Annotated in this window: 20 protein-coding genes; 11 read left to right on the forward strand and 9 right to left on the reverse strand. The window is 71.1% G+C overall.

Annotated elements, in window-relative coordinates; translation table 11 throughout:
• Positions 1-271: 271 nt before the first annotated feature.
• From ABEA93_RS04435 to ABEA93_RS04460, 6 genes are all read left to right on the forward strand, one after another.
• Positions 272-2,317, forward strand: coding sequence for a protein kinase family protein (locus ABEA93_RS04435; protein ID WP_345673938.1), 2,046 nt, complete (start codon positions 272-274; stop codon positions 2,315-2,317).
• A gap of 71 nt (positions 2,318-2,388) precedes the next feature.
• Positions 2,389-3,042, forward strand: a complete 654-nt coding sequence (gene sigM / locus ABEA93_RS04440; RefSeq protein WP_345673939.1) for an RNA polymerase sigma factor SigM — start codon at positions 2,389-2,391, stop codon at positions 3,040-3,042.
• On the forward strand, positions 3,039-4,409 hold the full coding sequence (locus ABEA93_RS04445) for an anti-sigma factor family protein (protein WP_345673940.1): 1,371 nt from the start codon (positions 3,039-3,041) through the stop codon (positions 4,407-4,409). The genes sigM and ABEA93_RS04445 overlap by 4 nt, the downstream gene beginning before the upstream one ends.
• A gap of 166 nt (positions 4,410-4,575) precedes the next feature.
• On the forward strand, positions 4,576-5,529 hold the full coding sequence (trxB, locus tag ABEA93_RS04450) for a thioredoxin-disulfide reductase (RefSeq protein WP_345673941.1): 954 nt from the start codon (positions 4,576-4,578) through the stop codon (positions 5,527-5,529).
• 131 nt (positions 5,530-5,660) lie between these two features.
• The gene (gene trxA, locus ABEA93_RS04455; RefSeq protein ID WP_345673942.1) at positions 5,661-5,987 is read left to right on the forward strand and encodes a thioredoxin; all 327 of its coding nucleotides are present in this window, start codon (positions 5,661-5,663) and stop codon (positions 5,985-5,987) included.
• 232 nt (positions 5,988-6,219) lie between these two features.
• The gene (locus ABEA93_RS04460) at positions 6,220-7,407 is read left to right on the forward strand and encodes an N-acetylmuramoyl-L-alanine amidase (protein WP_345673943.1); all 1,188 of its coding nucleotides are present in this window, start codon (positions 6,220-6,222) and stop codon (positions 7,405-7,407) included.
• A gap of 173 nt (positions 7,408-7,580) precedes the next feature.
• Here ABEA93_RS04460 and ABEA93_RS04465 read toward each other — a convergent pair whose 3' ends face one another.
• The gene (locus ABEA93_RS04465; RefSeq protein WP_345673944.1) at positions 7,581-7,805 is read right to left on the reverse strand and encodes a YtxH domain-containing protein; all 225 of its coding nucleotides are present in this window, start codon (positions 7,803-7,805) and stop codon (positions 7,581-7,583) included.
• A gap of 337 nt (positions 7,806-8,142) precedes the next feature.
• Between ABEA93_RS04465 and ABEA93_RS04470 the strand changes: the two genes are divergently transcribed.
• A complete protein-coding gene (locus ABEA93_RS04470; RefSeq protein WP_345673945.1) occupies positions 8,143-9,477 on the forward strand; it encodes an aminotransferase-like domain-containing protein in 1,335 nt (444 codons plus the stop codon).
• A gap of 281 nt (positions 9,478-9,758) precedes the next feature.
• The gene (locus ABEA93_RS04475) at positions 9,759-10,712 is read left to right on the forward strand and encodes a D-alanine--D-alanine ligase family protein (protein WP_345673946.1); all 954 of its coding nucleotides are present in this window, start codon (positions 9,759-9,761) and stop codon (positions 10,710-10,712) included.
• A gap of 1,593 nt (positions 10,713-12,305) precedes the next feature.
• Here the strand turns inward: ABEA93_RS04475 and ABEA93_RS04480 are convergent.
• From ABEA93_RS04480 to rpmH, 8 genes are all read right to left on the reverse strand, one after another.
• Positions 12,306-13,457, reverse strand: a complete 1,152-nt coding sequence (locus tag ABEA93_RS04480) for a ParB/RepB/Spo0J family partition protein (RefSeq protein ID WP_345673947.1) — start codon at positions 13,455-13,457, stop codon at positions 12,306-12,308.
• Positions 13,457-14,542 (reverse strand): ParA family protein, encoded by a 1,086-nt coding sequence (locus tag ABEA93_RS04485; RefSeq protein WP_423529875.1) that lies wholly within the window; start codon positions 14,540-14,542, stop codon positions 13,457-13,459. Before ABEA93_RS04485 ends, ABEA93_RS04480 begins: the two co-directional genes overlap by 1 nt.
• 235 nt (positions 14,543-14,777) lie before the next feature.
• Positions 14,778-15,575 carry a 16S rRNA (guanine(527)-N(7))-methyltransferase RsmG gene (gene rsmG / locus ABEA93_RS04490; RefSeq protein ID WP_345674281.1) on the reverse strand — a complete coding sequence of 266 codons (798 nt, stop codon included), beginning with the start codon at positions 15,573-15,575 and terminating at the stop codon, positions 14,778-14,780.
• A 320-nt stretch (positions 15,576-15,895) separates the two neighbouring features.
• Positions 15,896-16,438, reverse strand: a complete 543-nt coding sequence (locus ABEA93_RS04495; protein ID WP_345673949.1) for a Jag family protein — start codon at positions 16,436-16,438, stop codon at positions 15,896-15,898.
• 91 nt (positions 16,439-16,529) lie between these two features.
• The gene (gene yidC / locus ABEA93_RS04500; protein WP_345673950.1) at positions 16,530-17,684 is read right to left on the reverse strand and encodes a membrane protein insertase YidC; all 1,155 of its coding nucleotides are present in this window, start codon (positions 17,682-17,684) and stop codon (positions 16,530-16,532) included.
• Between the two features lie 2 nt (positions 17,685-17,686).
• Complete coding sequence (yidD, locus tag ABEA93_RS04505; RefSeq protein WP_345673951.1) at positions 17,687-18,034, reverse strand: membrane protein insertion efficiency factor YidD; 348 nt, start codon at positions 18,032-18,034, stop codon at positions 17,687-17,689.
• Positions 18,031-18,447 carry a ribonuclease P protein component gene (gene rnpA, locus ABEA93_RS04510; RefSeq protein WP_345673952.1) on the reverse strand — a complete coding sequence of 139 codons (417 nt, stop codon included), beginning with the start codon at positions 18,445-18,447 and terminating at the stop codon, positions 18,031-18,033. Before rnpA ends, yidD begins: the two co-directional genes overlap by 4 nt.
• Before the next feature lie 166 nt (positions 18,448-18,613).
• The gene (gene rpmH, locus ABEA93_RS04515; RefSeq protein ID WP_010849920.1) at positions 18,614-18,751 is read right to left on the reverse strand and encodes a 50S ribosomal protein L34; all 138 of its coding nucleotides are present in this window, start codon (positions 18,749-18,751) and stop codon (positions 18,614-18,616) included.
• Positions 18,752-19,305: 554 nt separating this feature from the next.
• Between rpmH and dnaA the strand changes: the two genes are divergently transcribed.
• The 3 genes from dnaA (at position 19,306) to gnd (ending at position 25,061) form a co-directional block, all read left to right on the forward strand.
• The gene (gene dnaA, locus ABEA93_RS42075; protein ID WP_425584812.1) at positions 19,306-21,714 is read left to right on the forward strand and encodes a chromosomal replication initiator protein DnaA; all 2,409 of its coding nucleotides are present in this window, start codon (positions 19,306-19,308) and stop codon (positions 21,712-21,714) included.
• Positions 21,715-22,876: 1,162 nt separating this feature from the next.
• A complete protein-coding gene (gene dnaN / locus ABEA93_RS04525) occupies positions 22,877-24,007 on the forward strand; it encodes a DNA polymerase III subunit beta (protein ID WP_345673953.1) in 1,131 nt (376 codons plus the stop codon).
• Positions 24,008-24,104: 97 nt separating this feature from the next.
• Positions 24,105-25,061: a phosphogluconate dehydrogenase (NAD(+)-dependent, decarboxylating) gene (gene gnd, locus ABEA93_RS04530; protein WP_345674282.1), complete on the forward strand. Its 957-nt coding sequence runs from the start codon at positions 24,105-24,107 to the stop codon at positions 25,059-25,061.
• Positions 25,062-25,173: the final 112 nt, after the last annotated feature.

The raw sequence follows: 25,173 nt of genomic DNA on the forward strand, positions 1-25,173 counted from the left end.
AGTGGCATCGTTTTGACGCGGCGTCCCGTGCAAAATCAGCCACATCACGGTTCCAACGCGCGTTTTTCCGTGTCATGGATCACGATGGGGCGTACGGATGGTGCCCGCCGGCGCATCGGGGTAGGAGAGCCCGGGACGCCGGACGGTCCAACCACAACGGCGGGAGCAACCGGTTGCCCCCGTCGCGAGTCGTATCAAGTGGCGGGCGTGCTCCGGGGTCATCAGGCGCCGCTCGTACGATGGGGCGGGCTATGAGGAGGGTGAGGATACGGTGACGGACCGGACCGCAGGCTCCGTCAACCTGGTCGAGGACGGTCCGTCCGAGGCCGCCGACACCACCAAGACCTCCGATACCGGGGGCCCGTCCGCGGGCCGCAAGCCCACCGACCCGAAGGCTTCCCAAGTCGCGATCGAGACGATGCCCATGAGCACCCTCGACGAAGACGACATCGACGGCGAACTCGACGGTGGAACCGACGGCGTGGCCGACGGCACCGCGAAGTCCGGTGGCGCGCCCGATACTCGGCGTACCGGCACACCCAAGTCGAACAGCGCGTCGAACACTTCGAACGGTTCCGCGCCGACGAACGGCAGCGCCGCCTCGGCGCCCGGGAAGTCCCCCGCCGAACCCGCGGCCTCGCCCGCCGCCGAAGGCGGTTCGGCCGACGCCGCGGAGGAAACCGGAGGGCCGGCCTCCGGACCGGGGAAGTCCGACGAGCCGAAGGGCCGTTCACTCGGCGACATCACCCGCGGCACCCGGCTCGCGGACCGCTACCGCCTTGAGGACAAGCTCAGTTCGCACGGCAAGAGCGCCACGTGGCGCGCCGTCGACGAGAAGCTGCGCCGCGCGGTCGGCGTCCACATCGTCGTCGCGGGCAGCGAGTACGCGCGCAGCGTGATGGCCGCCGCGCGCGCCGCCGCGCTGGTGGGCGACCCGCGGTTCGTGCAGGTGCTGGACGCCGCCGAGGAAGACGGCCTGGTCTACGTCGTCAAGGAATGGCTGCCGGACGCCGACAACCTCGCGACACTGCTGGCCACCAACCCGCTGCCGCCGCACGAGGCGTACGAGATGACCCGGTCGGTCGCCGACGCCATGGCGGTCGCGCACCGGGCCGGGCTGTCGCACTTGCGCCTCGACCCGGACAACGTGCTGCGGATGCACACCGGGCAGTACAAGATCGTCGGCCTGTCGGTGGAAGCGGCGCTGTACGGCCACGACACCACCGACGCGGCACGTGACGACACGCGGGCGATCGGCTCGCTGCTGTACGCGTGCCTGGCCCGGCGGTGGCCGGACAGCGAGGCGTACGGCCTCGCGCAGGCGCCCCGCGCAGGCGGCAAGCTGTGCAGCCCCGGCCAGGTCAAGGCCAACGTGCACAAGCCGCTCGAAACGATCGCGATGCGGGCACTCGGCCACGAGGTCAAGCACCAGGCCCCGTTCGAGGCACCCGAGGACGTCGTCGCGGCGCTCGCCGCGATACCCCCGATCCTGCCGCCCGAGCCGGAACCGCCGGTCAGCGCGGCGGGAGCGGACTTCGACGACGAGTACACCCCGACCGCGGTGCTGTCCCCGCACGGCGGCTTCACCAGCGGCCCGCCGCCGGCCGTCCGGCGCCCGGTGCCGGCCGGTCCGCCGCCCGCGCTCGGCGGCGGATTCGGCGGCGCGGTGAAGGTGATCGTGTCGCTGGTCGTGCTGGTCGCGGTGGTGTTGGCGACGTGGCAGATCGCGGTGCACTTCAATGCGCAGAAGGACGACGATCCGAAGGCGTCGCCGTCGGGGTCCCCGTCGGCACCGCAGGCGCCCGCAGCACCGCAGAAGCCGACGACGTTGAACATCGTCGGCGCCAAGGAGCTGAACGTCGACAAGAACGGCAGCCCGGCCAGCGCCCAGAACACCGACGACATCGCCAAGTCCTTCGACGGCGACCCGACGACGTTCTGGCGTACCAGCACGTTCTACGACGGTCCGCCGATGAAGCTCCGCGACGGGCTGGGCATCGTCTACGACCTGGGCTCGGAGCAGGAATTGCGGACCGCGCACGTCAAGCTGATGGCGGGCGGGAACTACACCGAGGTCGAGTTGCGCGCGGCGCCGGCCGGCGCCGGGGGCTCCCCGTCCTCGCTGTCCGCATTCACCACCCTGCAGAAGCAGAAGACCTCGGACACAGACCTGGACTTCACGCTCGACCAGCCGGTCAAGGCGCGGTACGTCCTGGTCTGGATCACCGCGATGCCGCACCGCACGACCAACAGGGCAATCGGCGTCTACGAACCGGGTTACCAGGACAGCATCGCGGAAGTCTCGTTCACCAGCTGACCGGCTCACCCGTCGGGCGCCATGGCATGCCAGGATGACTCCCGGGAATTCCACGTCACCGGGGGGTGAGCTTGGGCATCGAGTCCGCGTACGCCGAAGTCGGCGACGCCGAGCTGCTCGGGCTGCACGCCTCGGGCGACGCACACGCGTTCGGTGAACTGATACGCCGTCACCGCGACCGGCTGTGGAGCGTCGCGCTCCGCACCCTGGGCGACCGCGAGGAAGCCGCCGACGCCCTCCAGGACGCCCTGGTGTCCGCCTACCGGGCGGCAGGACGGTTCGAAGGCCGCTCGGCCGTCACGACGTGGCTGCACCGCATCGTGGTGAACGCCTGCCTCGACCTGGCCCGCCGCAAAGCGGTCCGGCCCGCGGTGCCGCTGCCCGACGACCTCGACCAGCGGCTGCCGTCCCCCGCCGGGGAAGACCCCGCGGTCCGCGGCGAGACCCGCGACACGCTCCTCTCCGCCTTGGCCACGCTGCCGGCCGAACAGCGCGCCGCGCTGGTCCTGGTGGACATGGAGGGTTACCCGGTCGACGAGGCCGCCCGCGTCCTCGACGTTCCGGTCGGCACCATCAAGAGCCGCTGCGCCCGCGGCCGCGCCCGGCTGCTGCCGCTGGTGCGCCATCTGCGCGACGGGAACCGGGTTCCCGGCCCGGCCGTCAGACCGACAGGCGACAGGGTCGCGCACCACGACGGGCACAAGGACGGAGGTGTGACGCGATGACCGCGGAGAACCGCGTGGTCGGCCCGGACGGGCACGTCGACGTCGACTTCCTCGCCGATTTCGCCGAGGGTCTGCTGTCCGGTGCGGACGCCGCCACGGCCGAGGCGCACATCGCCACCTGCGCGGACTGCCGCGCCACCTTCGACGCGCTCGCGGAAGTCCGCACGCTGCTGGCCGGCCATCCGGCCGAGCCGATGCCCGCCGACGTCTACGCGTCGATCCAGGACGCACTCGCGGACGCCGCCGCGGCGGACGCGCTGCTCGCCGAAACCGGCTTCCGACCCGCCGCGGCCGCACCGGCCTTCCCGGCCGACCACGCGGATGCCGACCCGGACTGGGCGGACTTCGCCGCCGCGCGCCGGGCACGGGCCGTCCCGACGGCACCGATCGTGCCCACCCCGGCACCCGCAGCTCCTTCGGCTCCGCCGGTGCCGCAGCCTCCGGCCGACGACGACAACGGCGCCACGCGGTTCCTCGGCGCGGCCCCCGCGCCGCATGCCGCGCCACCGGCGCCCCGCAACGCCGCCGACCCCACGCAGGTGCTCGGTGCGGCGCCGGGCGGGCCCGGCTCGGGCCGCCCGGGCAGCTCCGGCAGTGCGGGAGCCGAGGACGCCACGCGGGTCATCGGAGCCGGCGACGTGCACCCGTTCGGAGTCGCCGCGGTCCCGCCGATGCAGCCGCCCCGGCCGCCGATGCCGGCCCCGGGCAGTGTCCCCGGCGGCGGGCAAGTGGTCGCCCTGGACAGCGCACGCCGCCGCAAGCGCCGCTACGTGCTGCTCGCCGCGGCCGCCGCCGGCGTCGTGCTGGTCGGTGTGGGCGCGGTCACCCTGCTCGGTTCGTCGTCCGACGACGGCAAGACCAACGCCGGCAACCAAGCGCCCATCGCCGCGCCGTCGCAATCGCGGGAGGCCGCCGCACCCGCACCCACCCGCGCCGGCGGCGGCCAACCCGGAGCAGGTACCGCGGCCGCACCGAACGCCCCGGCGAGCAGTCCCACCACACTGCCCGCCTACACACGCGCCGACCTGTCGACCCGGGTTTCCGCGATGCTCGACCGGCAGACGGCGGCGACCGGCGTGAAGCCGGGTGCCACCGCGTCGTCCGACCCCGGCCGCACCCAGCCCGGCCGCGAGACCCCGGTCACCCTGCCGGCCTGCGTGAGCGCACAGTCCAGGCACGACAAGCCCCCGACCGCCGCGGAACTCGCCCGCTACGAAGGACGCACCGCATACGTGCTGGCCTACGCCGAACCGGGCAGGCGCAACGCCGAGGTGGTCGTCATCGACGCGGCCTGCGCCTTCGCGCGGCCCGGCAGCAGCGACCAGACGTCCGGCGTGCTGCTGGAGACCGTCGTCCAGGTGCGCTGAGCCGGCGGCGGGACCGCCGGTGGTCGGAGCGGGAATGGCGCGCACCTAGGATCGGTTGAGCGGAACGTGCCGCCTGCCCGCCCGCCGGGGGGCGGCTGCGCAACCGCCGGCAACAGCCGTCCGAAACGGTCGGGCGGCTCGACGAGAAGCAGGGATGGGTCCCAGCGTGAGCGACGTCCGCAACGTGATCATCATCGGTTCCGGCCCGGCCGGATACACCGCCGCCGTCTATGCCGCTCGCGCCGACCTGAACCCGCTGGTCTTCGAAGGCGCGGTGACCGCCGGCGGTGCGCTCATGAACACCACCGAGGTCGAGAACTTCCCCGGCTGGCCCGAGGGCATCATGGGCCCGGACCTGATGGACAACCTGCGCAAGCAGGCCGAGCGCTTCGGTGCCGAACTGGTCGCCGACGACATCGTCGAGGCCGAACTGGAAGGCGACATCAAGGTCGTCAAGGACGGCTCGGGCAACGTACACCGCGCCAAGGCGGTCATCCTCGCGACCGGATCCGCGTACCGCGAGCTGGGCCTGCCGAACGAGAAGGAACTTTCCGGACACGGCGTCTCGTGGTGCGCCACCTGCGACGGCTTCTTCTTCCGCGGCCAGCACATCGCCGTGGTCGGCGGCGGCGACTCGGCCATCGAAGAGGCCACGTTCCTGTCCCGGTTCGCCGAGTCGGTCACGGTCATCCACCGCCGCGAGGAACTCCGCGCGTCGAAGATCATGCAAGACCGCGCGTTCGCCAACGAGAAGATCTCGTTCGCGTGGAACAGCGAGGTCGCGGAGGTCGTCGGCGACGGCAAGCTCACCGGTGTCAAGCTGCGGGACACGGTCACGGGCGAGCTGCGCGACCTGCCGGTCACCGGCCTGTTCATCGCGATCGGCCACGAACCGCGGACCGAACTCCTCAAGGGCCAGATCGATCTGGACGAAGAGGGATACGTGAAGGTCGCGCACCCCACCCAGCACACCAACCTGGCCGGCGTGTTCGCCTGCGGCGACGTCGTCGACCACATCTACCGCCAGGCGATCACCGCGGCCGGCACCGGCTGCGCCGCGGCACTCGACGCGGAGAAGTACCTGGCCGACCTCAAGCACCGCGAGGAAGCCGCGGTCTGATCCGCCGCCGCTCCGCACGCTCCCCGGCACCCCGCCCCGCGCGGGGTGCCGCCCCGGGGCCCCGGCCCCGCCCGCCCACCCCGTGCCCGTCCGAACCCATCCCGGCACCAGCCCGACCCGAGGAGGCCGCCATGGCCGAGAACACCGTGAAGGTCACCGACAAGACCTTCGACGCCGACGTACTCATGAGCGAGAAGGCCGTGCTCGTCGACTTCTGGGCCGAGTGGTGCGGCCCGTGCCGCCAGATCGCCCCGGCGCTCGAGCAGATCGCCGCGGAGCACGGCGACAAGCTCACCGTGGCGAAGCTCAACATCGACGAGAACCCCGAGATCACCACGCGCTACGGCGTGATGTCGATCCCGACCCTGCACGTCTACAAGGGCGGCGAGATCGTCAAGACGATCGTCGGCGCCAAGCCGAAGTCGCTCCTCCTGAAGGACCTCGCCGACTTCATCTGAGCCCACCCCGCGCGGGCTCCGCAGGAAAGGCGTCTCCCGGAACCGGGAGGCGCCTTTTCCGCGTGTTGTGGCCGGGGACCCGGCCTGCCGCCGGAGACCCGCGCGACCCGCCGCCCCGGGTCCGCGCGGACGTCACGCGGAACGGCTTCCCACACCCCGTCGAAGGCGGTTGGATGACGCTTCGCCGCGCGTACGATCGGGTGTTGCGACAACCTCGGGAGGATTCCGTTTCATGACCCTGCAGCGGCAGTACCGGCGCGGAGACACCGGCCCCGCGGTCGCCGAGATCAGGTCGAAACTCGTGCTGCTCGGTCTGCTCGACGCGGACGCCCGAGCGATACCGGCCGAGAACCGCGACCGCGGCGACGCCTTCCCCGACGACACCGTCGAGGCGGTGTTCGACGACGCGGTGGACCGCGCGGTGCGGCACTTCCAGCAGCAGCGCGCGCTGACCATCGACGGCGTCGTCGGCACCGAGACCTACCGGCAGCTCGACGAAGCCCGCTGGCGGCTCGGCGACCGCGTGCTCAGCTACTCGGTCAGCCACATGCTCGTCGGCGACGACGTCGCGACCCTGCAGCAGCGGCTGCTCGACATGGGCTTCGACTGCGGCCGGGTGGACGGCATCCTCGGCGCCGCCACCGAACGCGCGCTGCGCGACTTCCAGCGCAACTACGGCCTCCGCGCAGACGGCACGTGTGGACCTGCGACGTTCCGCGCCCTCGACCGCCTCGCCCGCACCGTCGTCGGCGGCCACCCGCACGCCATGCGCGAATCCGAACTCATCCACCGCTCCGGCCCCGCACTGGCCGGCAAGGTCGTGGTGATCGACCCCGGCCACGGCGGCGGCGACCCGGGCGTCGTCGCCCAAGGACTCGGCGAAGCCGACGTCGTCTGGGACTTGGCCCGGCGCCTCGAAGGCCGGCTGTCCGCGCTCGGCGTCCAGGCCTACCTGACCCGCGGTCTCGACGGCGACGGACCCGTGCCCGAAGAGCAGCGCGCCGCGTTCGCCAACGCCACCAACGCCGACCTGGTCATCTCGCTCCACTCGGACCGCAACGACAGCCCGCACGCCCGCGGCGTCGCGACGTTCTACTACGGCAGCGGCGACCACCACGGCCTGCGCTCCCCCACCGGCGAGAAGTTCGCGGGCCTCGTCCAGCGCGAACTCTGCGCGCGCACCGGCATGGTCGACTGCCGCACACACGGCAAGGCCTGGCCGCTCCTGCGCATGACCCGGATGCCCGCGGTGCGGGTCGAGCTGGGCTACCTGACCAACCCGGACGACGCGGCGCTGCTCACCCAGGCGCTCTTCCGCGACCAGGCCGCCGAGTCGATCGTCGTGGCGCTCCAGCGGCTCTACCTGCCGCCGGACCAAGACGAGCCGACGGGCATGCTGCGGCTCCCGGCGTTCACCTGACGGTTCGTCCGGCGCCCGCCCCGCGGGCTCCGACACCTGTCCGCACACGAGGGCGGCGGCAGCCTTGCGGCGCCGCCGCCCTCGTATGTTTCACGTGAAACCGCGCCTCGGAAACGTGCACGGCGGTGCGCCCGAAAGCGCGTGCGCACCGGCGTGCACGTCGTGAGAGGGCGTCAGGAGCCGTACTCGGCAAGCGGTTCGCCGACCGCGACCGGCCGGGGCACCCCGGGCAGCCGCCGCTCCGCACCGGGCAGCTGACGCAGCGGCACCGCGGGCCCGTCGGGCAACCAGGGGTCCTCAGCCCGCGTCTCCGTCCGTGGTGCGGCCAACAGCCCGGCGACGAACCCGCCGGCGATGCCGATTCCGAGACCGGTGATAACCCATCGCACCGTGCGCATGGGGCCTCCAGAATGGGTGGTTACGCCATGCCGCATCGTAATCGTCCCGAGGGCGGCATACCGAATACGCCTGCACGGCGCACTCGGTTGCTTCCCTCAGCGCCCCCGCAGCACCGCCCAGGATGCCGCCCGCGGTACTCCTATGGCGGCAATCACAGGGCGCGGACGTGTCCGATTTCGGATACTCGATGCACGGCCACGGCCGCAGCACCCCAGCGTCGGCCGGACACCCGTACGCCGGACACCCGCCAAACGAAGAACCGATAACCACAGACCGACACCACGCCGACCGTCCGGACCCCCGGCGGCACCGGCATCGCCTCGAGGAGGCTGGTACGTGAACGTCCCGCAGAGCACCCCCGGATCCCGACTCGACAACTACGTCGACCGCTACGCCGCCCGCACCGCAGGCATGACGGCATCCGAGGTCCGCGCTCTGTTCGCCGTGGCATCACGGCCCGAGGTCGTCTCACTCGCCGGCGGCATGCCGAACCTCCACGCGCTCCCGATGGACGCCGTCGGCGACGCCGTCGCCCGGCTGATCCAGGAACGCGGCACCGTCGCCCTCCAGTACGGCTCCGGCCAAGGCGACGAGACCCTGCGCGGGCAGATCTGCGACGTGATGCGCCTGGAAGGCATCGAGGCGCACCCGGACGACGTGACCGTGACGGTGGGCTCGCAGCAGGCCCTCGACCTGGTGACCCGGATCTTCGTCGACCCGGGCGACGTGATCCTCGCCGAGGCGCCCAGCTACGTCGGCGCGCTGTCGACGTTCGCGTCGTACCAGGCGAACGTCGTGCACGTGGAGATGGACGACGACGGGCTCGTCCCCGAGCACCTGGAGAACGCCATCGCGGCGGTGAAAGCCTCCGGGAAGCGCGCCAAGTTCCTCTACACGATCCCCAACTTCCACAACCCGATGGGCGTCTGCCTCTCGGCGGAACGCCGGGTGCGGATCCTGGAGATCTGCCGCCGGGCGGACCTGCTGATCGTCGAGGACAACCCGTACGGGCTGCTGGGCTTCGACGGCGACCCGATGCGCGCCCTGCGCGCCGACGACAGCGACGGCGTGGTCTACCTCGGATCGTTCTCCAAGACCTTCGCCCCCGGGCTGCGGGTCGGCTGGGCGGTGGCCCCGCACGCGGTCCGCGAGAAGCTCGTGCTGGCCGCCGAGGCCTCCGTGCTGAGCCCGCCGGTGTTCTCCCAGATGACCGTCTCCACGTACCTGGAGACGCAGCCGTGGCGGGCGCAGATCAAGAACTACCGCGAGATGTACCGCGAGCGCCGCGACGCCATGCTCGACGCACTCAAGACCTATATGCCGCCCGGCACCACGTGGACGAACCCGAGCGGCGGCTTCTTCGTCTGGGTCACCCTCCCCGAGGGCCTCGACGCCAAGGCGATGCTGCCGCGCGCGGTCACCGCCCGCGTCGCTTACGTACCCGGCACCGCGTTCTACGCCGACGGCTTCGGGGCGTCGTCGATGCGGCTCTCGTTCTGCTTCCCGACGCCGGAGCGCATCCGCGAAGGCGTCCGGCGGCTGGCCGGCGTCATCGCGCAGGAGCTGGAGCTGCGCGCGATGTTCGGCGGCACTCCCGGTGGTGCCACGCCCGGAGCTGTGCTGCCGCCTGGCTCCCCGACCACGCAGGCGCCTGGGCCCGATCTGGCTTAACCGGGGTCGGTCGGAGGAGGTCCGGTTGCTCGGGCCTCTTCCGGCGGTCGGGTTCGGGTCGGCCGGTCCGACTCGGTGGCTCGGCTGAGGTTTCCCGTGAAACATCGTCGGCCGGTCCCGCTCCGGGCGGGCGGTGATGTTTCACGGGAAACCCCCGGCGGTCTCGGCCGCCGGTTTTCCCGACCCCGATCCACTCCGACGGTCCCCGCGACTGTCTTCCCACCGCGTTCCGGAGGTATACGACTGACATGCCTCCGACGCCCCCTTCGAAAGGACCACGGATGAGCGACCTCGGCCGCGTCGTCGTACTCGCCGGCGGACTCTCCCACGAACGCGACGTCTCGCTGCGTTCGGGCCGCCGTATCGCGGACGCCCTGCGGGCGATCGACGTGGACGTCGAGGTGCTGGACGTCGACGGGCGGCTGCTCGCGACGCTGGCCGCCGACCGCCCCGACGTCGTCTTCCCCGCGCTGCACGGCGCCTACGGCGAGGACGGCGCGGTCCGCGACGTCCTCGAACTGCTGGGCATCCCGTACGTCGGCTCCACCCCCGACGCGTGCCGTCTCACGTTCGACAAGCCGATGGCGAAGGCCGCCCTGCGCGCCGCCGGGGTCCGCACCCCGGACTCGGTGGCGCTCCCGCACGACACGTTCCGCGACCTCGGCGCGGCGGCGGTGCTCGACGCCATCGTCGCCCGGCTCGGCCTCCCGCTGTTCGTCAAGCCGGCCCGCGGCGGCTCGGCACTCGGCGCCTCGGTGGCCCACACGGTCGCCGAACTCTCCGCCGCGATGGTCGGCGCGTTCGCCTACGGCGACGTCGCGCTCGTGGAGACGTACCTGACCGGCACCGAGGTCGCGGTGTCCGTCGTCGACACCGGCGAGGGGCCGGAGGCGCTGCCGGTGGTGGAGATCGTGCCGGACGCCGGCGTGTACGACTACACGGCCCGCTACACGGCCGGAATGACGGAGTTCTTCGTCCCGTCCCGGCTCACGCCGGAAGCCGCTCAGGCGGCCGTACAGGCGGCTCTGACCGCCCACCGCGTGCTGCGGCTGCGCGACGTGTCGCGCACCGACCTCATCGTGGACGCGGACGGCACCCCGTGGTTCCTGGAAGCGAACGTCGCCCCGGGGATGACGGAGACCAGCCTGCTCCCGCAGGCGATCACCGCCGCGGGGCTGGACGCGGGAATCCTGTACCGCGAACTGCTGCAGCGAGGGGCGATGCGGAGGGCTTAGGGGGCTTCGGCCGAGCGGGCGGACGGCGGCTTGTTGACCAGCATGCTGACCGGCCGCGGCTGACCCAGCGGGGGTGGGCGCGCGGGCGGGGCCAGGGCTGACAGGTCAGGCCGAGCGCCGCGGCGCGGCCGCCTGAAGGGGTCGGTCGGAGGGGTCGGCTGAAGGGGGCGGCTGAAGGGTCGACCGGCTTGGCCGTCCGACCGCCCGGCGCGAGGACTGAATGGCCTACGCGCCAGCCGGGTGGCGAGAGGCCGAGGCCGACCGGGTCACCAGGCTCACCGGATGGTCGACTGACCGAACGACGTGCCGGCACTCCAAGCGCGCGGCCCCCGCCCCGATCGCCTGGGCGGGGGCCGCATCGCGTCAGCGGAAGGTGCGGGCGGCTTCCGACGCTGCGGCCACCACCCGCCGTTTCACGTGGAACCGCGGACGGCAACGGTGCGGGCCACAGGCTGGCTGTGTCTGGCTGACTGATTGACGCATCACGCGCGCAGCCTCCACCCGGAGATCCCGAGCAGCCGGGCGGCATCCCGCTGGTACCGACGCGTCCGCCGCCCGGCCGCCGTTTCACGCGGAACGACCAGCGGTCAGCTGTGCGGCTGACGGGCTCGATCGCTTACTGCCGACCCGGATCACCGGCCGACTGGCGACTGACTTACGCACCGCGTTCGCGGCCCCACCGGATCACCCGAGCGCGACCGAGCTGCATCCGACTGGTGGCGTCGCCGTGGGCGACGGGTGGCCGCCCGACCGCCGTTTCACGTGGAACGGTCGGCGGCAGCCGAGAGGCTGCCTGGCTCGCGCACTTGCTGCCGGACTCCCGGACTCGGCTCCCTGGCGAGCTGTCCAACGCACCACGCTCGTAGCCCCCACCCGGATCAGCGAGCGGACCGACCCGCATCCTGCCGATGCCGTCGCAACGGTCAACGTGCGGCCGCCCGACCCCCGCTTCGCGTGGAATGGCCGGCGGCCGCGGTGCAGCCGACCGACGTGCTTGCTCACTGGCTGACTGACGCACCACGGACACTCCCGCAGGGATCACTCGGGCGGGGGAGTTGAATCGGCTGGGTGCCGCAGCGACTATCCCTGCCGTTTCACGTGGAACGGCAGACGCAGGCGTGGGTCGTTGGTTGTCTGACGCACCAAGCACGGGGCCCCACCGGGATCTCCCCGGCGGCCGGTCGCGCCGCATCGCGGGGGAGCTGCGGCGAACGCCAGCGCAGTTCCCCCGTGCAATGCGTCGGTCGGCAAGCGAAGCAGCCGACGGCTGGCGGCTGGCGGCTGGCGGCTGGCGGCTGGCGGCTGGCGGCTGGCGGCCACGGTGCCGCGTTTCACGTGGAACGCGTGCGGGTGTCGACCGGATTCACCGCCGCCGTCCCCACCGCCGCCGCCCGACCCACCACCCGTCCTCGAACCTCCGCAGCCATGCCACCGGCACGGTGTGGCTCACGTTTCACGTGGAACAACCCTCCGGCGACATGACGAAGGCCCGACAGATCGCTGTCGGGCCCGTCATGTCTCCGGCTCGGGTCTTCTCGGTCCTCCGGTCGCCGCGTGCGTCCGGTTCGGCCGACCGCGGCTCGGCCGTCCGGCTCAGCGAACCGGGTCAACCGCCTCCGCGGTGCTCTGAGCCGGAACGTCGGCAGCCGAGGCGAAGCGCGCCGCCAGCGCCTTCCCTTCGCCGGGCGCCATCACCGCGAGAATGCGCTGCAGGTCCTCGATCGACGCGAACTCGACGACGATCTTGCCCTTCTTCTGCCCGAGGTCGATGCTCACGCTGGTCTCGAAGCGGTCCTTGAGCCGGTTCGCCAGATCGTTCAGCTCGGGCGCCACGCGCTTGCCCGCACGCGGTCCGGGGCGCTTCGCCGTCGCGGGCCCGTTCTGCTCCTCGTCGAACTGCCGCATGCGGACGATCTCCTCGACCGACCGCACGGAGAGCCCCTCGGCGATCGAGCGCCGGGCCAGCTCGATCTGCGCCTCGGGGTCCTTGAGTCCCAGGAGCGCGCGGGCGTGCCCGGCGGTCAGCGTGCCCGCGGCGATCCGCGTCTGGACCTCCGGCGGGAGCCGCAGCAGTCGCAGCGTGTTGGTCACCTGCGGGCGCGACCGGCCGATGCGGTCGGCGAGTTCGTCCTGGGTGCAGGCGAAGTCCTTGAGGAGCTGGTCGTAAGCGGCCGCCTCCTCCAGCGGGTTGAGTTCCGCGCGGTGCAGGTTCTCCAGGAGCGCGTCCAGAAGGAGCTTCTCGTCCTCGGTCTCGCGGACGATCGCCGGGATGTTCTCCAAGCCTGCGATCTGGCTCGCCCGGAACCGGCGCTCGCCCATGATCAGCTCGTACCGGTCCGCCCCCAACGGCCGGACGACGACCGGCTGGAGCAGGCCGACTTCCTTGATGGAGACGACCAGTTCCTTCAGCGGTTCTTCGGCGAACTCGGAGCGCGGCTGCCGCGGGTTCGGCGTGATCGCGGTCAGCGGGATCTCCGCGAACCACGCGCCGGCCACCGTCATGGGCGCCTCGGGCTCCCCTGCCGCCCGCACGTCCACCGCCGCGGCCGGGTCCTGCTCCGGAGCGCCGAGACCGGTCGCGGCGGGCGCGGTGTGGTCGGGGAGAACCAGCGGCCACGAGGTCGGGGACGTCGGCGCCGCGGGCTCGGGCAGCGGCCTGGTCAGCGCCCCTGCCCCGGATCCGGCGCCCGCCGGAATGAGCGAGCCCAGACCTTTGCCCAATCCCCTGCGCGGTCGGTCGTTCACTATGCCCCCTTCGCTTCTGCGGCGATTCCCCGAAGCGCGATCTCGCGCGCCGCCTCAAGATACGACAAGGCACCGGTGGATCCCGGATCGTAGGTCATCACCGTCTGCCCGTAGCTGGGCGCCTCGGAGATCCGCACGGAGCGCGGGATCGACGTGTTCAACACTTCGGCGGGGAAGTGGTCACGCACCTCTTGGGCGACCTGCGAGGCCAGGCGGGTGCGCGCGTCGTACATGGTCAGCAGGATCGTCGAGACGTGCAGATGCGGGTTGAGATGCCCCCGTACCAGCTCGACGTTGCGGAGCAACTGGCCGAGCCCTTCCAGCGCGTAGTACTCGCACTGGATCGGGATGACCACCTCGCGGCCCGCCACCAACGCGTTCACGGTGAGCAGACCGAGCGAGGGCGGGCAGTCGATGAGGATGTAGTCCAGCGGCTGTTCGTAGGCATTGATGGCGCGCTGGAGACGGCTCTCCCGGGCCACCAGCGACACCAGCTCGATTTCGGCACCGGCGAGATCGATGGTCGCGGGCGCGCAGAACAGACCCTCGACGTCCACCACGGGCTGGACGACCTCGGCGAGGTCCTTGCCCTCCACGAGGACGTCGTAGATCGACGGCACGCTCGCGTGATGGTCTATCCCCAGGGCGGTGGACGCGTTCCCCTGCGGGTCGAGGTCGACAACCAGGACGCGGGCGCCGTGCATCGCGAGGGCCGCGGCCAGGTTCACCGTGGACGTGGTCTTACCGACCCCGCCCTTCTGGTTCGCCACGACCATGACCCGCGTTTCGGCGGGACGCGGCAGCCCTTCGGCGGCTCGGCCCATGGTCTCGACGGCTTGGCGGGCGGCGCGGGCGATCGGCGTATCGTCGACCAGGGCATCGGCCGGATCGGGTCCCGTTTCACGTGAAACGTCGTGGAACCCGGGCTCATCGCCCGCCGGTCCGGATGGATAGGGGTCGCGCGGCCCGGGGACTGGATCGGCGGATGTCCGGGCGGTGACGTCGGACGACAACGGTCCACTCTCCTCTGCTGCCAGAACCCCGGCGGAGCGGCGCGCACCGCCGGCACTCTCAGAGCCTGCCATGTTCGAGGCCGACTGCGTGGGCGAGGGACCAAGGTGCCGGCGCGCGGGGCGACCGGGGACTTCGATCTCAGCGTTTCCCCAGGTGCGCTTCCATGGAAGTCGTCGTTTCACGTGAAACACGATGCCCGGCGCCAGACCCTCGGACCTTTACGACACACCGGGCAAGTCCCATATCAGTTACACAGACGGGACAAAGAGGACTCGCTGCGGTGTGCTCGGCTGTGCCGTTCCCGAGTCAGCGGCGGCCCGAACGGCCGTTGCGGCCGGTGCTCTTCGTCGTTGCCCGCCCGCCGCGCGCACTCTTGCGGGCGCCCTTCGACGCGGGGCGCACGACATCACCCATCCGGACGCGAACAACCGTGGTGAGCGGTTCGACGATCCCCTCGCCGACCTGGACGACGTCCCAGGCGACCGCGCCGAGCTTACGCAAATCCGCTTCGGACTCCTGGAGTTCGGCCGCCGCGGAGTCGCCCTTGAGGGCCAGCATCTCGCCGCCCGAGCGCAGCAGCGGCAGTCCCCACCCGGCGAGCTTGGAGAGCGGCGCAACGGCGCGGGCGGTCACCACATCGGACTCGATGCTGCCGCGCACCTCCTCGGCACGCCCGCGCAGCACGGTGACGTTCCCCAGGCCGAGTTCGCGGACAGCTTCGTCGAGGAATGTCGTCCGGCGCAACAGCGGCTCGACGAGCGTGATCCGCAAGTCGGGGCGCACCAAGGCGAGCGGAATGCCGGGCAGGCCGCCACCCGAACCGACGTCGTGGACGATCGCGCCCTCGGCGACGAGTTCGGCCAGCACACCGCAGTTGAGGAGATGCCGCTCCCACAGCCGTTCGACTTCACGTGGCCCGATCAGGCCGCGGCGGACCCCGGCGTCGGCCAGGATGTCGGCGTACCGCACTGCCTTGTCCAGGTTGTCGCCGAACAACCGTGCCGCGGAGGCAGGAGCCTCCGGCGCGCGCTCCGCACCGGCCGCGCGCTCTGCGCGCCGACCCCGGCCTTCCTCATCCGCTGACTGGTGTTCCACGTGAAACATCATCCCAGGAACCGCCGCGGGGTTGCCCACCAACAGGCGGGGCGAAGCTGAACTTGCCGAAACCCGCCCCTGCATATCCGCCCTCATAGGGCCCTCCCTCCTCCCACCACTGTTGGGAGCCGATCACGGCGAAAGCCCCTCCCCCGCCTCCTCCGCCGCCGGACGAATCCGACCCCCGCAGTCTGACCTCCCCGCCCCTCCCACCGCATCCCGCATTCCGCACCCCTGTGGAAAACACGACCCCCTCCCCTCCACCGCAAAAAAGTCCGGCCGGGCCGCCCCGAAGGGCCACCCGGCCGGACCACGCCGTACCTACCGCATCACGCCGGCAGCACGACCACGCACCGCTGCGGCTCCTCGCCCTCGGACTCGCTGCGCAACCCGGCCTCGGCAACCGTGTCGTGCACCACCTTGCGCTCGAACGGCGTCATCGGGGCCATCTTGACCGGCTCGCCGGTCTCCTTGACCTTCTCGACGGCCTCGGTCGCCTGCTGTGCCAGGTCCCTGCGGCGCTGCGCCCGGAAGCCCGCGATGTCGAGCATCAGGCGGCTACGCTCGCCGGTCTCGCGGTGCACCGCGAGCCGGGTCAGCTCCTGCAGCGCTTCCAGGACCTCGCCGTCCCGGCCGACGAGCCGGTCCAGGTCGCCGGCGGCCTCGTCGCCTTCGGCCGGGATGACCGACACCGACGCCCGACCGCCTTCGACGTCCATGTCGATGTCGCCGTCGAGGTCGGCGATGTCGAGCAGCGCCTCCAGGTAGTCCGCCGCGATCTCGCCTTCCTGCTCGAGGCGGCCGATGTCGTCCGCGGTCAGCGTGGCCTTCCGCGAGGCGGTCTCGACGGCGGGGGTCGTGCCTTCCGTCACCGGGGTACTCCTTTAACGCTTCATGTCTGCGGGGGCCGGAGAAGCCGGTCGGCCGGGCCGGGACGGGCCCGAGAATGCCGCCGGCACCCGGTCAGGACTTCTTGCGTCCCTGGTTCTTGCGCGGCTGGTTGCGGGTCTGCGCCTGCTTGCGGGCCTGACCGTTGGCCGCGCCGCCCGTGGACGCGCCCTCCGACGCGTTGCCGTTGGCGGTCGGAGGCGTCCGGGCCGTGGAGCCCTTCACCGCCGGACGCTGCGGCTGCGAGCCCTGGGTGCCGTGGCCGCCGCCCTTGCGCTTCGACTTCGTGGTGGCCTTCGGCTGGACGCGCTTGGCCGCGCGCTCCTTCTCCTCGGCGATCTTGGCCTCGTACTCGGCCGCGTCGACGATCTCGCCTTCCGGCGTCATGACCTTGCCCTGGCGCTTGGCCTTCTCCGCAAGGCGCTCCTGGCGCTGCGTGAACGCGATGCTGCCCGGGGTGGGGTTGCGGCGGATGACGATGAGCTGCTGGCCCATGGTCCACACGTTGGTGGTCAGCCAGTAGACGAGGACACCGACCGGGAAGTTGATGCCGAAGACGGCGAACATGATCGGGAAGACGTACATCAGGATCTTCTGCTGCTGCGCGAACGGGTTCGCGGCCATGGCAGTGGGATCCGTGTTCTTCACCATCAGCTGGCGCTGCGTGATGAACTGCGACGCCGACATCAGCAGGATCATGACGACGGTGACGATGCGGACGGTGGTGAGGTCCGCGCCGAGGCTCTGGATCTTGGCCTCGGAGTCGAGGAACTTGGCGGCCAGCGGGGCCCCGAAGATGTGCGCGTTCTTCGCGCTCTCCACGAGGCTCTCGTTGATGAAGCCGACCGTCTTGCCGTTCGCGATGTTGCTGAGCACGTGGAACAGCGCGAAGAAGAACGGCATCTGCACAAGGATGGGGAGACAGCTCGAAAGCGGGTTCGTCCCCGTTTCCTTGTAGAGCTTCATCATCTCCTGGGACTGGCGCTCTTTGTCGTTCTTGTAGCGCTGCTGGATCTCTTTGATCTTGGGCTGCAGGATCTGCATGTTCCGGGTGGCCCGGATCTGCTTGACGAACAGCGGGATCAGACAGATCCGGATCGCGACCACGAGACAGACGATCGAGAGACCCCAGGCCCACCCGCTGTCGTTCCCGAAGATCGGGCCGAACAGCTTGTGGAACTGGACGATGATCCAGGAAACGGCGTCGTAGAGGGGGTTCAAGATCCCCACGGTCAGGCTCCTCGGGCGATGGTTTTCGTACCGGGCACGTGATCCGCATGGGTGTGGTCAGCGGTGCACTCGGTACGGGAGGTCTGCTGCGCCTCGGGGGCTGTCCCGGAGGACCGGAGACGCCATGGGCGGCGGGTACGCGGCGGGACGAAGTCGACTCCGCCGGAGTTCCAGGGGTTGCAGCGCAGGATGCGCCAGACGGTCAGGTACGTGCCCTTGATCGACCCGTGTGTCTTGATCGCTTCGTAGCCGTAGCGCGAGCAGCTCGGGTAGAAGCGGCACACCGGGCCCAGCATCGGACTGATCGTCCACTGGTAGACCCTGATCAGTCCCATGAGCAGGTACTTCATGGCTTCGCTCCTGGCTGTGCCGACCGCCCGAGCAGGCGTCCGAGCGCCGCGTCGAGGTCTGCGGCCAGGTCGGCGAAATCCGCGTCCGCGGCGGGCGGCAATGCCCGTACCACGACCAGGCTACCGTCCGGCAGCGCGGCCAAGCGGTCGCGCACGAGGTGCCGCAGGCGCCGCTTCACCCGGTTCCGCACCACGGCGGGTCCGACGGCCTTGCTCACGACGAAACCCGCACGCGGCGGCGGGGCTCCCCCCGGAGTCACGTACGGGTCGGTGGCATCGGTGGCCGTGCGGCCCGCATCGCCCGCGGACCGGCGGTAATGCACCACCAGCAGCGGACGCCCGGCCCGGCGGCCGCGGCGGACCGCGGCGGCGAATTCGTCGCGGTGCCTGAGCCGGTTAACGGGAGGGAGCATCGACGACCCCCTCTCGTGGACAGGCCTGACCGGATGCTTCAGAGGAAGAAACGGCGGGGCCCGCTCCAACGTGCCCGAAGCACGTCGTGGAGCGGTCCACCACCGTTCTCATCCGGCTGCCATCCGGCGTCGGTCCGGCACGCGTCCGGCTCGGACGTCGCGCGGATCAGGCGGACAGCTCGGCGCGACCCTTGCGACGGCGGGCGGCCAGGATGGCGCGGCCGGCGCGGGTGCGCATGCGCAGCCGGAACCCGTGGGTCTTCGCCCGGCGACGGTTGTTCGGCTGGAAGGTGCGCTTGCTCACTCGGGGGCTCCAGATATTGACTCGGAGGCTGGCGGTAAGGCCGCCGGCCATCACCGTACGTCCGCAACATGCAGTCGCTGTGTTTACGGACATGCGGCAGCGGTCGTCGACAACTAGACCGGCTTACGGTACGTAGAAACGCCCGACGCGGTCAAATGGGGGATGCGCGACTGCCTCCGCCCGGGTGTTCCGAGGGGTTTTCCGGGACCGCCCCCGAAGCCGTCACGGGCCGCAGTGTACGCCGTTGAGCTGGCCTTCTAGCTGCGGCAACGCAGTCTCCACAGCCTGTGGACAACAGGTTGAGTCGAAGCCCGCACGGCAGCTACCGTTGTGGGTTCTGCGAGTGGGTCCACGGAGTCAAGGGGGAGATCAGCGGACCGTCCGCCCGGGGCCATGCGGCCCTGACATCCCCGCCACCGGTTTCGCGCCGCGTGTGACCACGTGCGGCCGCGGGGATCGCCCGGTCCTGTGTCGTCGTCCCCGTGTCGTCGTCCCGTCCCGACACCCGCCTCCGATCCGCCCGATCGACCGACGCAACCGAAAGAGCGTGCACTGTGGCCGACATCACCAGCGACCTCGCCGCAGTCTGGGCACGGTTCCTGGAACGACTCGGCACGGACGAAAGCGTCGAGGCGAAGGACAAGGGGTGGCTCCAGCGCACCCAGCCGCTCGCCCTCATCTCGGACACGGTCCTGCTGGCCGCGCCGAACGAGTTCGCCAAGCAGGTGCTGGACGGCCGGCTGCGGCAGCTGGTGACCGAGACCCTCAGCCAGTCCTTCGGCCGCGCCGTCACCTTCGCGGTCACCGTCGAACCGGGCGCGGCGGGCGAGCCGGAGCCGGCGCGGGACGAGCGCGAGCCGGAGTCCGGCGGCTACCGGGCCGAGCGGCCGTGGCAGGACGACTACGCCGCGGGCGGCGGCTATCCGCAGGCGGAGCGCGGCCACGGGCAACCGGCGTTCTACGGCCAGGAGCCGTACGGGCAGCCGCCGTACCGCACCGAGCCGCCGTACGCCGACCCGTACGGCACCGAATACGGGCAGGACCGTTTCGGTGGCGCGCCCCGGTACCCGCAGGACCCGCGCGACCGCCGCGAGGCATACGACGGCGGCTATCCCCAGGAGCGCTACGGCGCCCCGGGCCGCTATCCCCAGGACCCGTACGCGTCCGAGCACCGGTACGGCGGCGAAGCCCCGTACCGCCCCGCACCGTTCCCACAGGACGACCACCGCGGCCCGGGGTCGTACGCCGACCCGTACGGCGACCAGGGCCACCGCCCGGACCGGAACGAGCGGAACGACCGCGGTGACCGCGGCGACCGGGAACGCGCCGACGGTGACGACGTCCGCGGCGACGGCGGCCACGGTGCCGCGCACCCGTCCGGCACGCACGCTTCCGCGCACGGCGACGCCCGCCGCACGGAGGCCGACTGGGCGGCGAACGCGCCGTCCCACGACGCAGACCGTGCGGGCGCACCGTCCACCGGGAATCCCCCGGCTGTGGACGGAGGTTCGGCAGCGGGTCCGCACGGGCCCGGCATCGACCGGGTACCGGACGACCGCATGGCGTCCATCGCCGCCGACGAAGGCACGCTGTTCTCCGGCCGCGACGACCTGCTGGCCGCCCCCGCGCCGCGCGTGGACCGGCCGCAGGCCCCGGAACGCACCGACCGTGCCGAGTCGTTGGGCCGCCCCGGCGGTCGCCCGGGCCCCGCCGTGCCGGGCATCCCCGGCGGCCATCCGGGCGCCGAGCCGATGACGCGCGTCGACCGGCCGGACCGCATGGACCGCCCGACCCCCTACGACCGTCCCGGGCACCCGGAGCGCATGGACCGCCCGGACCGCCCGGACCGGCCGGACCAGGGCGACCCGGACCGGCCGGTGCGGCTGCCGCGCCCCGGCACCGGGCGCGAACAGGCCGCAACCGGCAAGGAGAACGAGCCGGCCGCGCGGCTGAACCCCAAGTACCTGTTCGAGACGTTCGTCATCGGCTCCAGCAACCGGTTCGCGCACGCGGCCGCGGTCGCGGTCGCCGAGGCGCCGGCCAAGGCGTACAACCCGCTGTTCATCTACGGCGAGTCGGGGCTGGGGAAGACCCACCTTCTGCACGCCATCGGCCACTACGCGCGGAGCCTCTACCCGGGGACGCGCGTGCGCTACGTCAGCTCGGAAGAGTTCACCAACGAGTTCATCAACTCGATCCGGGACGGCAAGGCGGACGGCTTCCGCCGCCGGTACCGGGATGTGGACGTGCTGCTCGTCGACGACATCCAGTTCCTGGAGACGAAAGAGCAGACGCAGGAAGAGTTCTTCCACACCTTCAACACGCTCCACAACGCCAACAAGCAGATCGTCATCTCGTCGGACCGTCCGCCGAAGCAGCTCGTGACCCTGGAAGACCGGTTGCGCAACCGCTTCGAGTGGGGTCTGATCACCGATGTGCAGCCGCCCGAGCTGGAGACGCGGATCGCGATTCTGCGCAAGAAGGCGATCCAGGAAGGCCTCAACGCGCCGCCGGACGTCCTGGAGTACATCGCCAGCAAGATCTCCCGGAACATCCGCGAGCTGGAAGGCGCGCTCATCCGCGTCACCGCGTTCGCGAGCCTCAACCGGCAGCCGGTCGACCTCCAGCTGACCGAGATCGTCCTCAAGGACCTCATCCCGGACAGCGCCGGCCCGGAGATCACCGCGGGCACGATCATGGCGCACACCGCGTCGTACTTCGGCCTGACCGTCGAGGACCTGTGCGGGACTTCGCGCAGCCGGGTGCTGGTGACGGCCCGGCAGATCGCGATGTACCTGTGCCGGGAGCTGACCGACCTGTCGCTGCCGAAGATCGGTGCGCAGTTCGGCGGCCGCGACCACACCACGGTGATGCACGCGGACCGCAAGATCCGCTCGCTGATGGCCGAGCGGCGGTCGATCTACAACCAGGTCACCGAGCTGACCAACCGCATCAAGAGCTGATCGGCGAACTCCCCAGTCCCTCCTGCCGCTCCGGTCCGGTTTGCGGCGCCCTGGCGCGCCCTCGGCCGGTTCGCGGTTGCCCTGCCGCGCCCCGACCCTGCCCACAGCTGTGCGCACACCCATATGTGCGGGTAATTCGCCCACAGGCGCAGCGAGTTCGTTGTCCACAGGCCTGTGGCTTGCGCCATGCCTTCCGACCTGCGCGGACGTGTCCGCGGCGGTTTCGGCGGCGGTGAAGTTGTCCACAGGGCAGGGGTGTTGACCCCGCCCAAGCCCCGTTTTCCCCATCCCGATCGTGCCGCGGGTGGTCGCGGGCCCGGACCGCGTCGCGAAACGTCCGCCGGCCCCGATCCACCCCGAATCGGGGCTTCGTGTTCCCCGTTTTCGCCGTACATCCATACCGTTTCTTTGTGAGCTTCATCACATAGGCATCAGGTTTGGTCGAGTTTTCCACCGCAGATGCCCGAATCGCCCGTCCACATCACCGGTAAGAGTGGTGGAAAACTTCGTTGCGCACAGGGGCTGGGTACAACGGAGGCAAACGGGCAGGTCACCAGCCTGGGGATCTGTGCACGAAGCTTGTCCACAATCTGTGGACAACGGTCGCGGATCACCTGTCCCCATCCGCCCGTCATCCGTTGTCCACCGACTGTCCACCGGATCTGGCCAGTTGTCCCCAGGTTGTCCACCGACTCGTCCACAGGGAAGGGCCGTTCATTCGATCCGGTGAGGGAAAACCTCGTCAGGCGGGGACGGCCATGGGGACAACCGGGTCGAAGTCTGGGGATTGAGTGGGGACAACCGGGGGTAAACCTGGGGACGGCTTGTGGAGCAACTTTGCGTATCCACAGCGGACCCCTGGTTTTCCACCGGTCGTACACACCCCCGCAGTGGACAAAAAACAGGGCCTGACCTGCGCAAACACCGGTTATCCACGGTATCCACAGCCCCTACTATGACGACTACCTGTAAGTTCCCGGATTTCCTCGTCTAAAGGTGGGCTGCGCGCCGAACTGTGGATCGCGGCGCCGGCAGGGGTGGCAGCGGGCTGTCGGCCCGGTGCGTCAGACTGTGATGCGGCAGCCGGACCCCGACGAGGACCGCAGGCCGATCGAGCAGGACCAGACAGCAGGCAACTGGCGGCAGCAGGAGGCGGTGACCGGTGAAGTTCCGGGTCGAGCGTGACGTTCTGGCGGACGCGGTGGCGTGGACCGCCCGGAGCCTCCCGGCCAGGCCCGCGGTCCCCGTCCTGGCCGGCCTGCTGCTGGAGGCCAACGAGGGCGTCCTGATGCTCTCCGCCTTCGACTACGAGGTGTCCGCGCGGGTGGGCATCGAGGCCGAATTCGAGGAGGAGGGCCGGATCCTGGTGTCCGGCCGCCTGCTCGCGGACATCTGCCGCAGCCTGCCGAACCGCCCCGTCGAGATTTCCACAGACGGTGCAAAGGTCGCGGTGGTCTGTGGAAGCGCGCGCTTCACGCTGCCGACGCTGCCCGTCGAGGACTACCCGTCGCTGCCCGAGATGCCGACCGCCGCGGGCTCGGTGCCCGGCGACGTGTTCGCCGCCGCCGTTGCGCAGGTGGCCATCGCCGCGGGCCGCGACGACACGCTCCCGATGCTCACGGGTGTGCGGATCGAGATCGAGGGCGACAAGGTCACCCTCGCCGCGACCGACCGCTACCGGCTCGCCGTCCGCGAGTTCGACTGGAAGCCGGACCAGCCGGGTCTGTCGTCGATCGCCCTGGTGCCCGCCAAGACGCTGAACGACACGGCGAAGGCGCTGACCAACGGCGACAGCATCCAGATCGCCCTGGCCGGCGACAAGCTCGGCGAAGGCATGATCGGTTTCGAGGGCGCCGGGCGGCGCACCACGACCCGGCTGCTGGAAGGTGAATTCCCCAAGTACCGGGCGCTGTTCCCGGGCGAGTCGGCGACCGTCGCGACGGTCGAGACGGCGCCGTTCGTCGACGCGGTCAAGCGCGTCTCGCTGGTCGCCGAGCGGAACACCCCGGTGCGGCTGACGTTCTCCGACGGCCGCCTGGTGCTCGAGGCGGGCTCCGGCGACGAGGCCCAGGCGTCCGAGGCGCTCGAGGCGTCGCTGGACGGCGAGGAGATCTCGATCGCCTTCAACCCGGCGTTCCTGCTCGACGGGCTCAGCGCCATCGACTCGCCGGTCGCCCAGCTGTCGTTCACCACGTCGACCAAGCCGGCCGTCATGACCGGCAAGCCCGACCTCACGGCCGAGGCCACCGACGAATACCGCTACTTGATCATGCCGGTCCGGCTCTCCGGCTGAGCCGCCGACGCGATCCGCACGAGCGTGCCCGGACTCCCGGGCACGCTCGTGGGCCGTTGCGGGGTACCGCCCCGCGGCCCGACCAGCGCACCGATGTCTGAATGCCGCCACAAGGGGCACCAGCAGACGGTGCCGTAACCATCGGCATCAGGGCAGCGAAGTAAGGATGCGGGACATGGAGCTTGGACTCGTCGGCCTCGGCAAAATGGGCGGCAACATGCGCGAGCGGATCCGCCGCGCGGGCCACACGGTCGTCGGTTACGACCGCAATGCCGACATCGCCGATGTGGACAGCCTCAAGGCGCTTGTGGACAGCCTGCCCACGCCGCGCGTCGTGTGGGTGATGGTCCCGGCCGGGGCGCCGACCGCGTCCACCATCGACGACCTCGCCGAACTGCTGTCCCCGGGCGACGTGGTGGTCGACGGCGGCAACTCCCGCTGGACCGACGACATCGCGCACGCCAAGAAGCTCGCCGCCAAGAGCATCGGCTTCGTCGACTGCGGCGTCAGCGGCGGCGTGTGGGGCCTGGAGAACGGCTACGCGCTGATGTGCGGCGGCGACGCGGCCGACGTGGCCAAGGCCAAGCCGGTCTTCGACGCGCTCAAGCCGGAAGGCGACTCCGGGTATGTGCACGCCGGCAAGGTCGGCGCGGGCCACTTCGCCAAGATGGTCCACAACGGCATCGAGTACGCGATGATGCAGGCCTTCGCCGAGGGCTGGGAGCTGCTGGAGGCCTCCGACGAGGTCACCGACGTGCGCGAGGTGTTCCGCAGCTGGCAGGAGGGCACCGTCATCCGTTCGTGGCTGCTCGACCTGGCGGTCCGGGCGCTCGACGACGACGAGCACCTCGACAAGCTCAAGGGCTACGCGCAGGACTCCGGCGAGGGACGCTGGACGGTGGAGGCCGCGATCGACCTCGCGGTGCCGCTGCCCGCGATCACCGCGTCGCTGTTCGCCCGCTTCGCGTCGCGCCAGGACGACTCGCCGTCGATGAAGATGGTCGCCGCTTTGCGGAACCAGTTCGGCGGTCACGCGGTCGAGTCGACCAAGTAGCAGCCGGACCCCGGGGCGGCGCCGACCGCCGTCCCCGGGGTCGCCAGGGCCCGTGGGGGGCCGCAGTCGAACAGCTTGTCCAGCCGTTGTGAGGGGAGGCCGGCGCGGAGGG

This window comes from Yinghuangia aomiensis (assembly GCF_039542225.1).
Taxonomy (GTDB): Bacteria; Actinomycetota; Actinomycetes; order Streptomycetales; family Streptomycetaceae; genus Yinghuangia; species Yinghuangia aomiensis.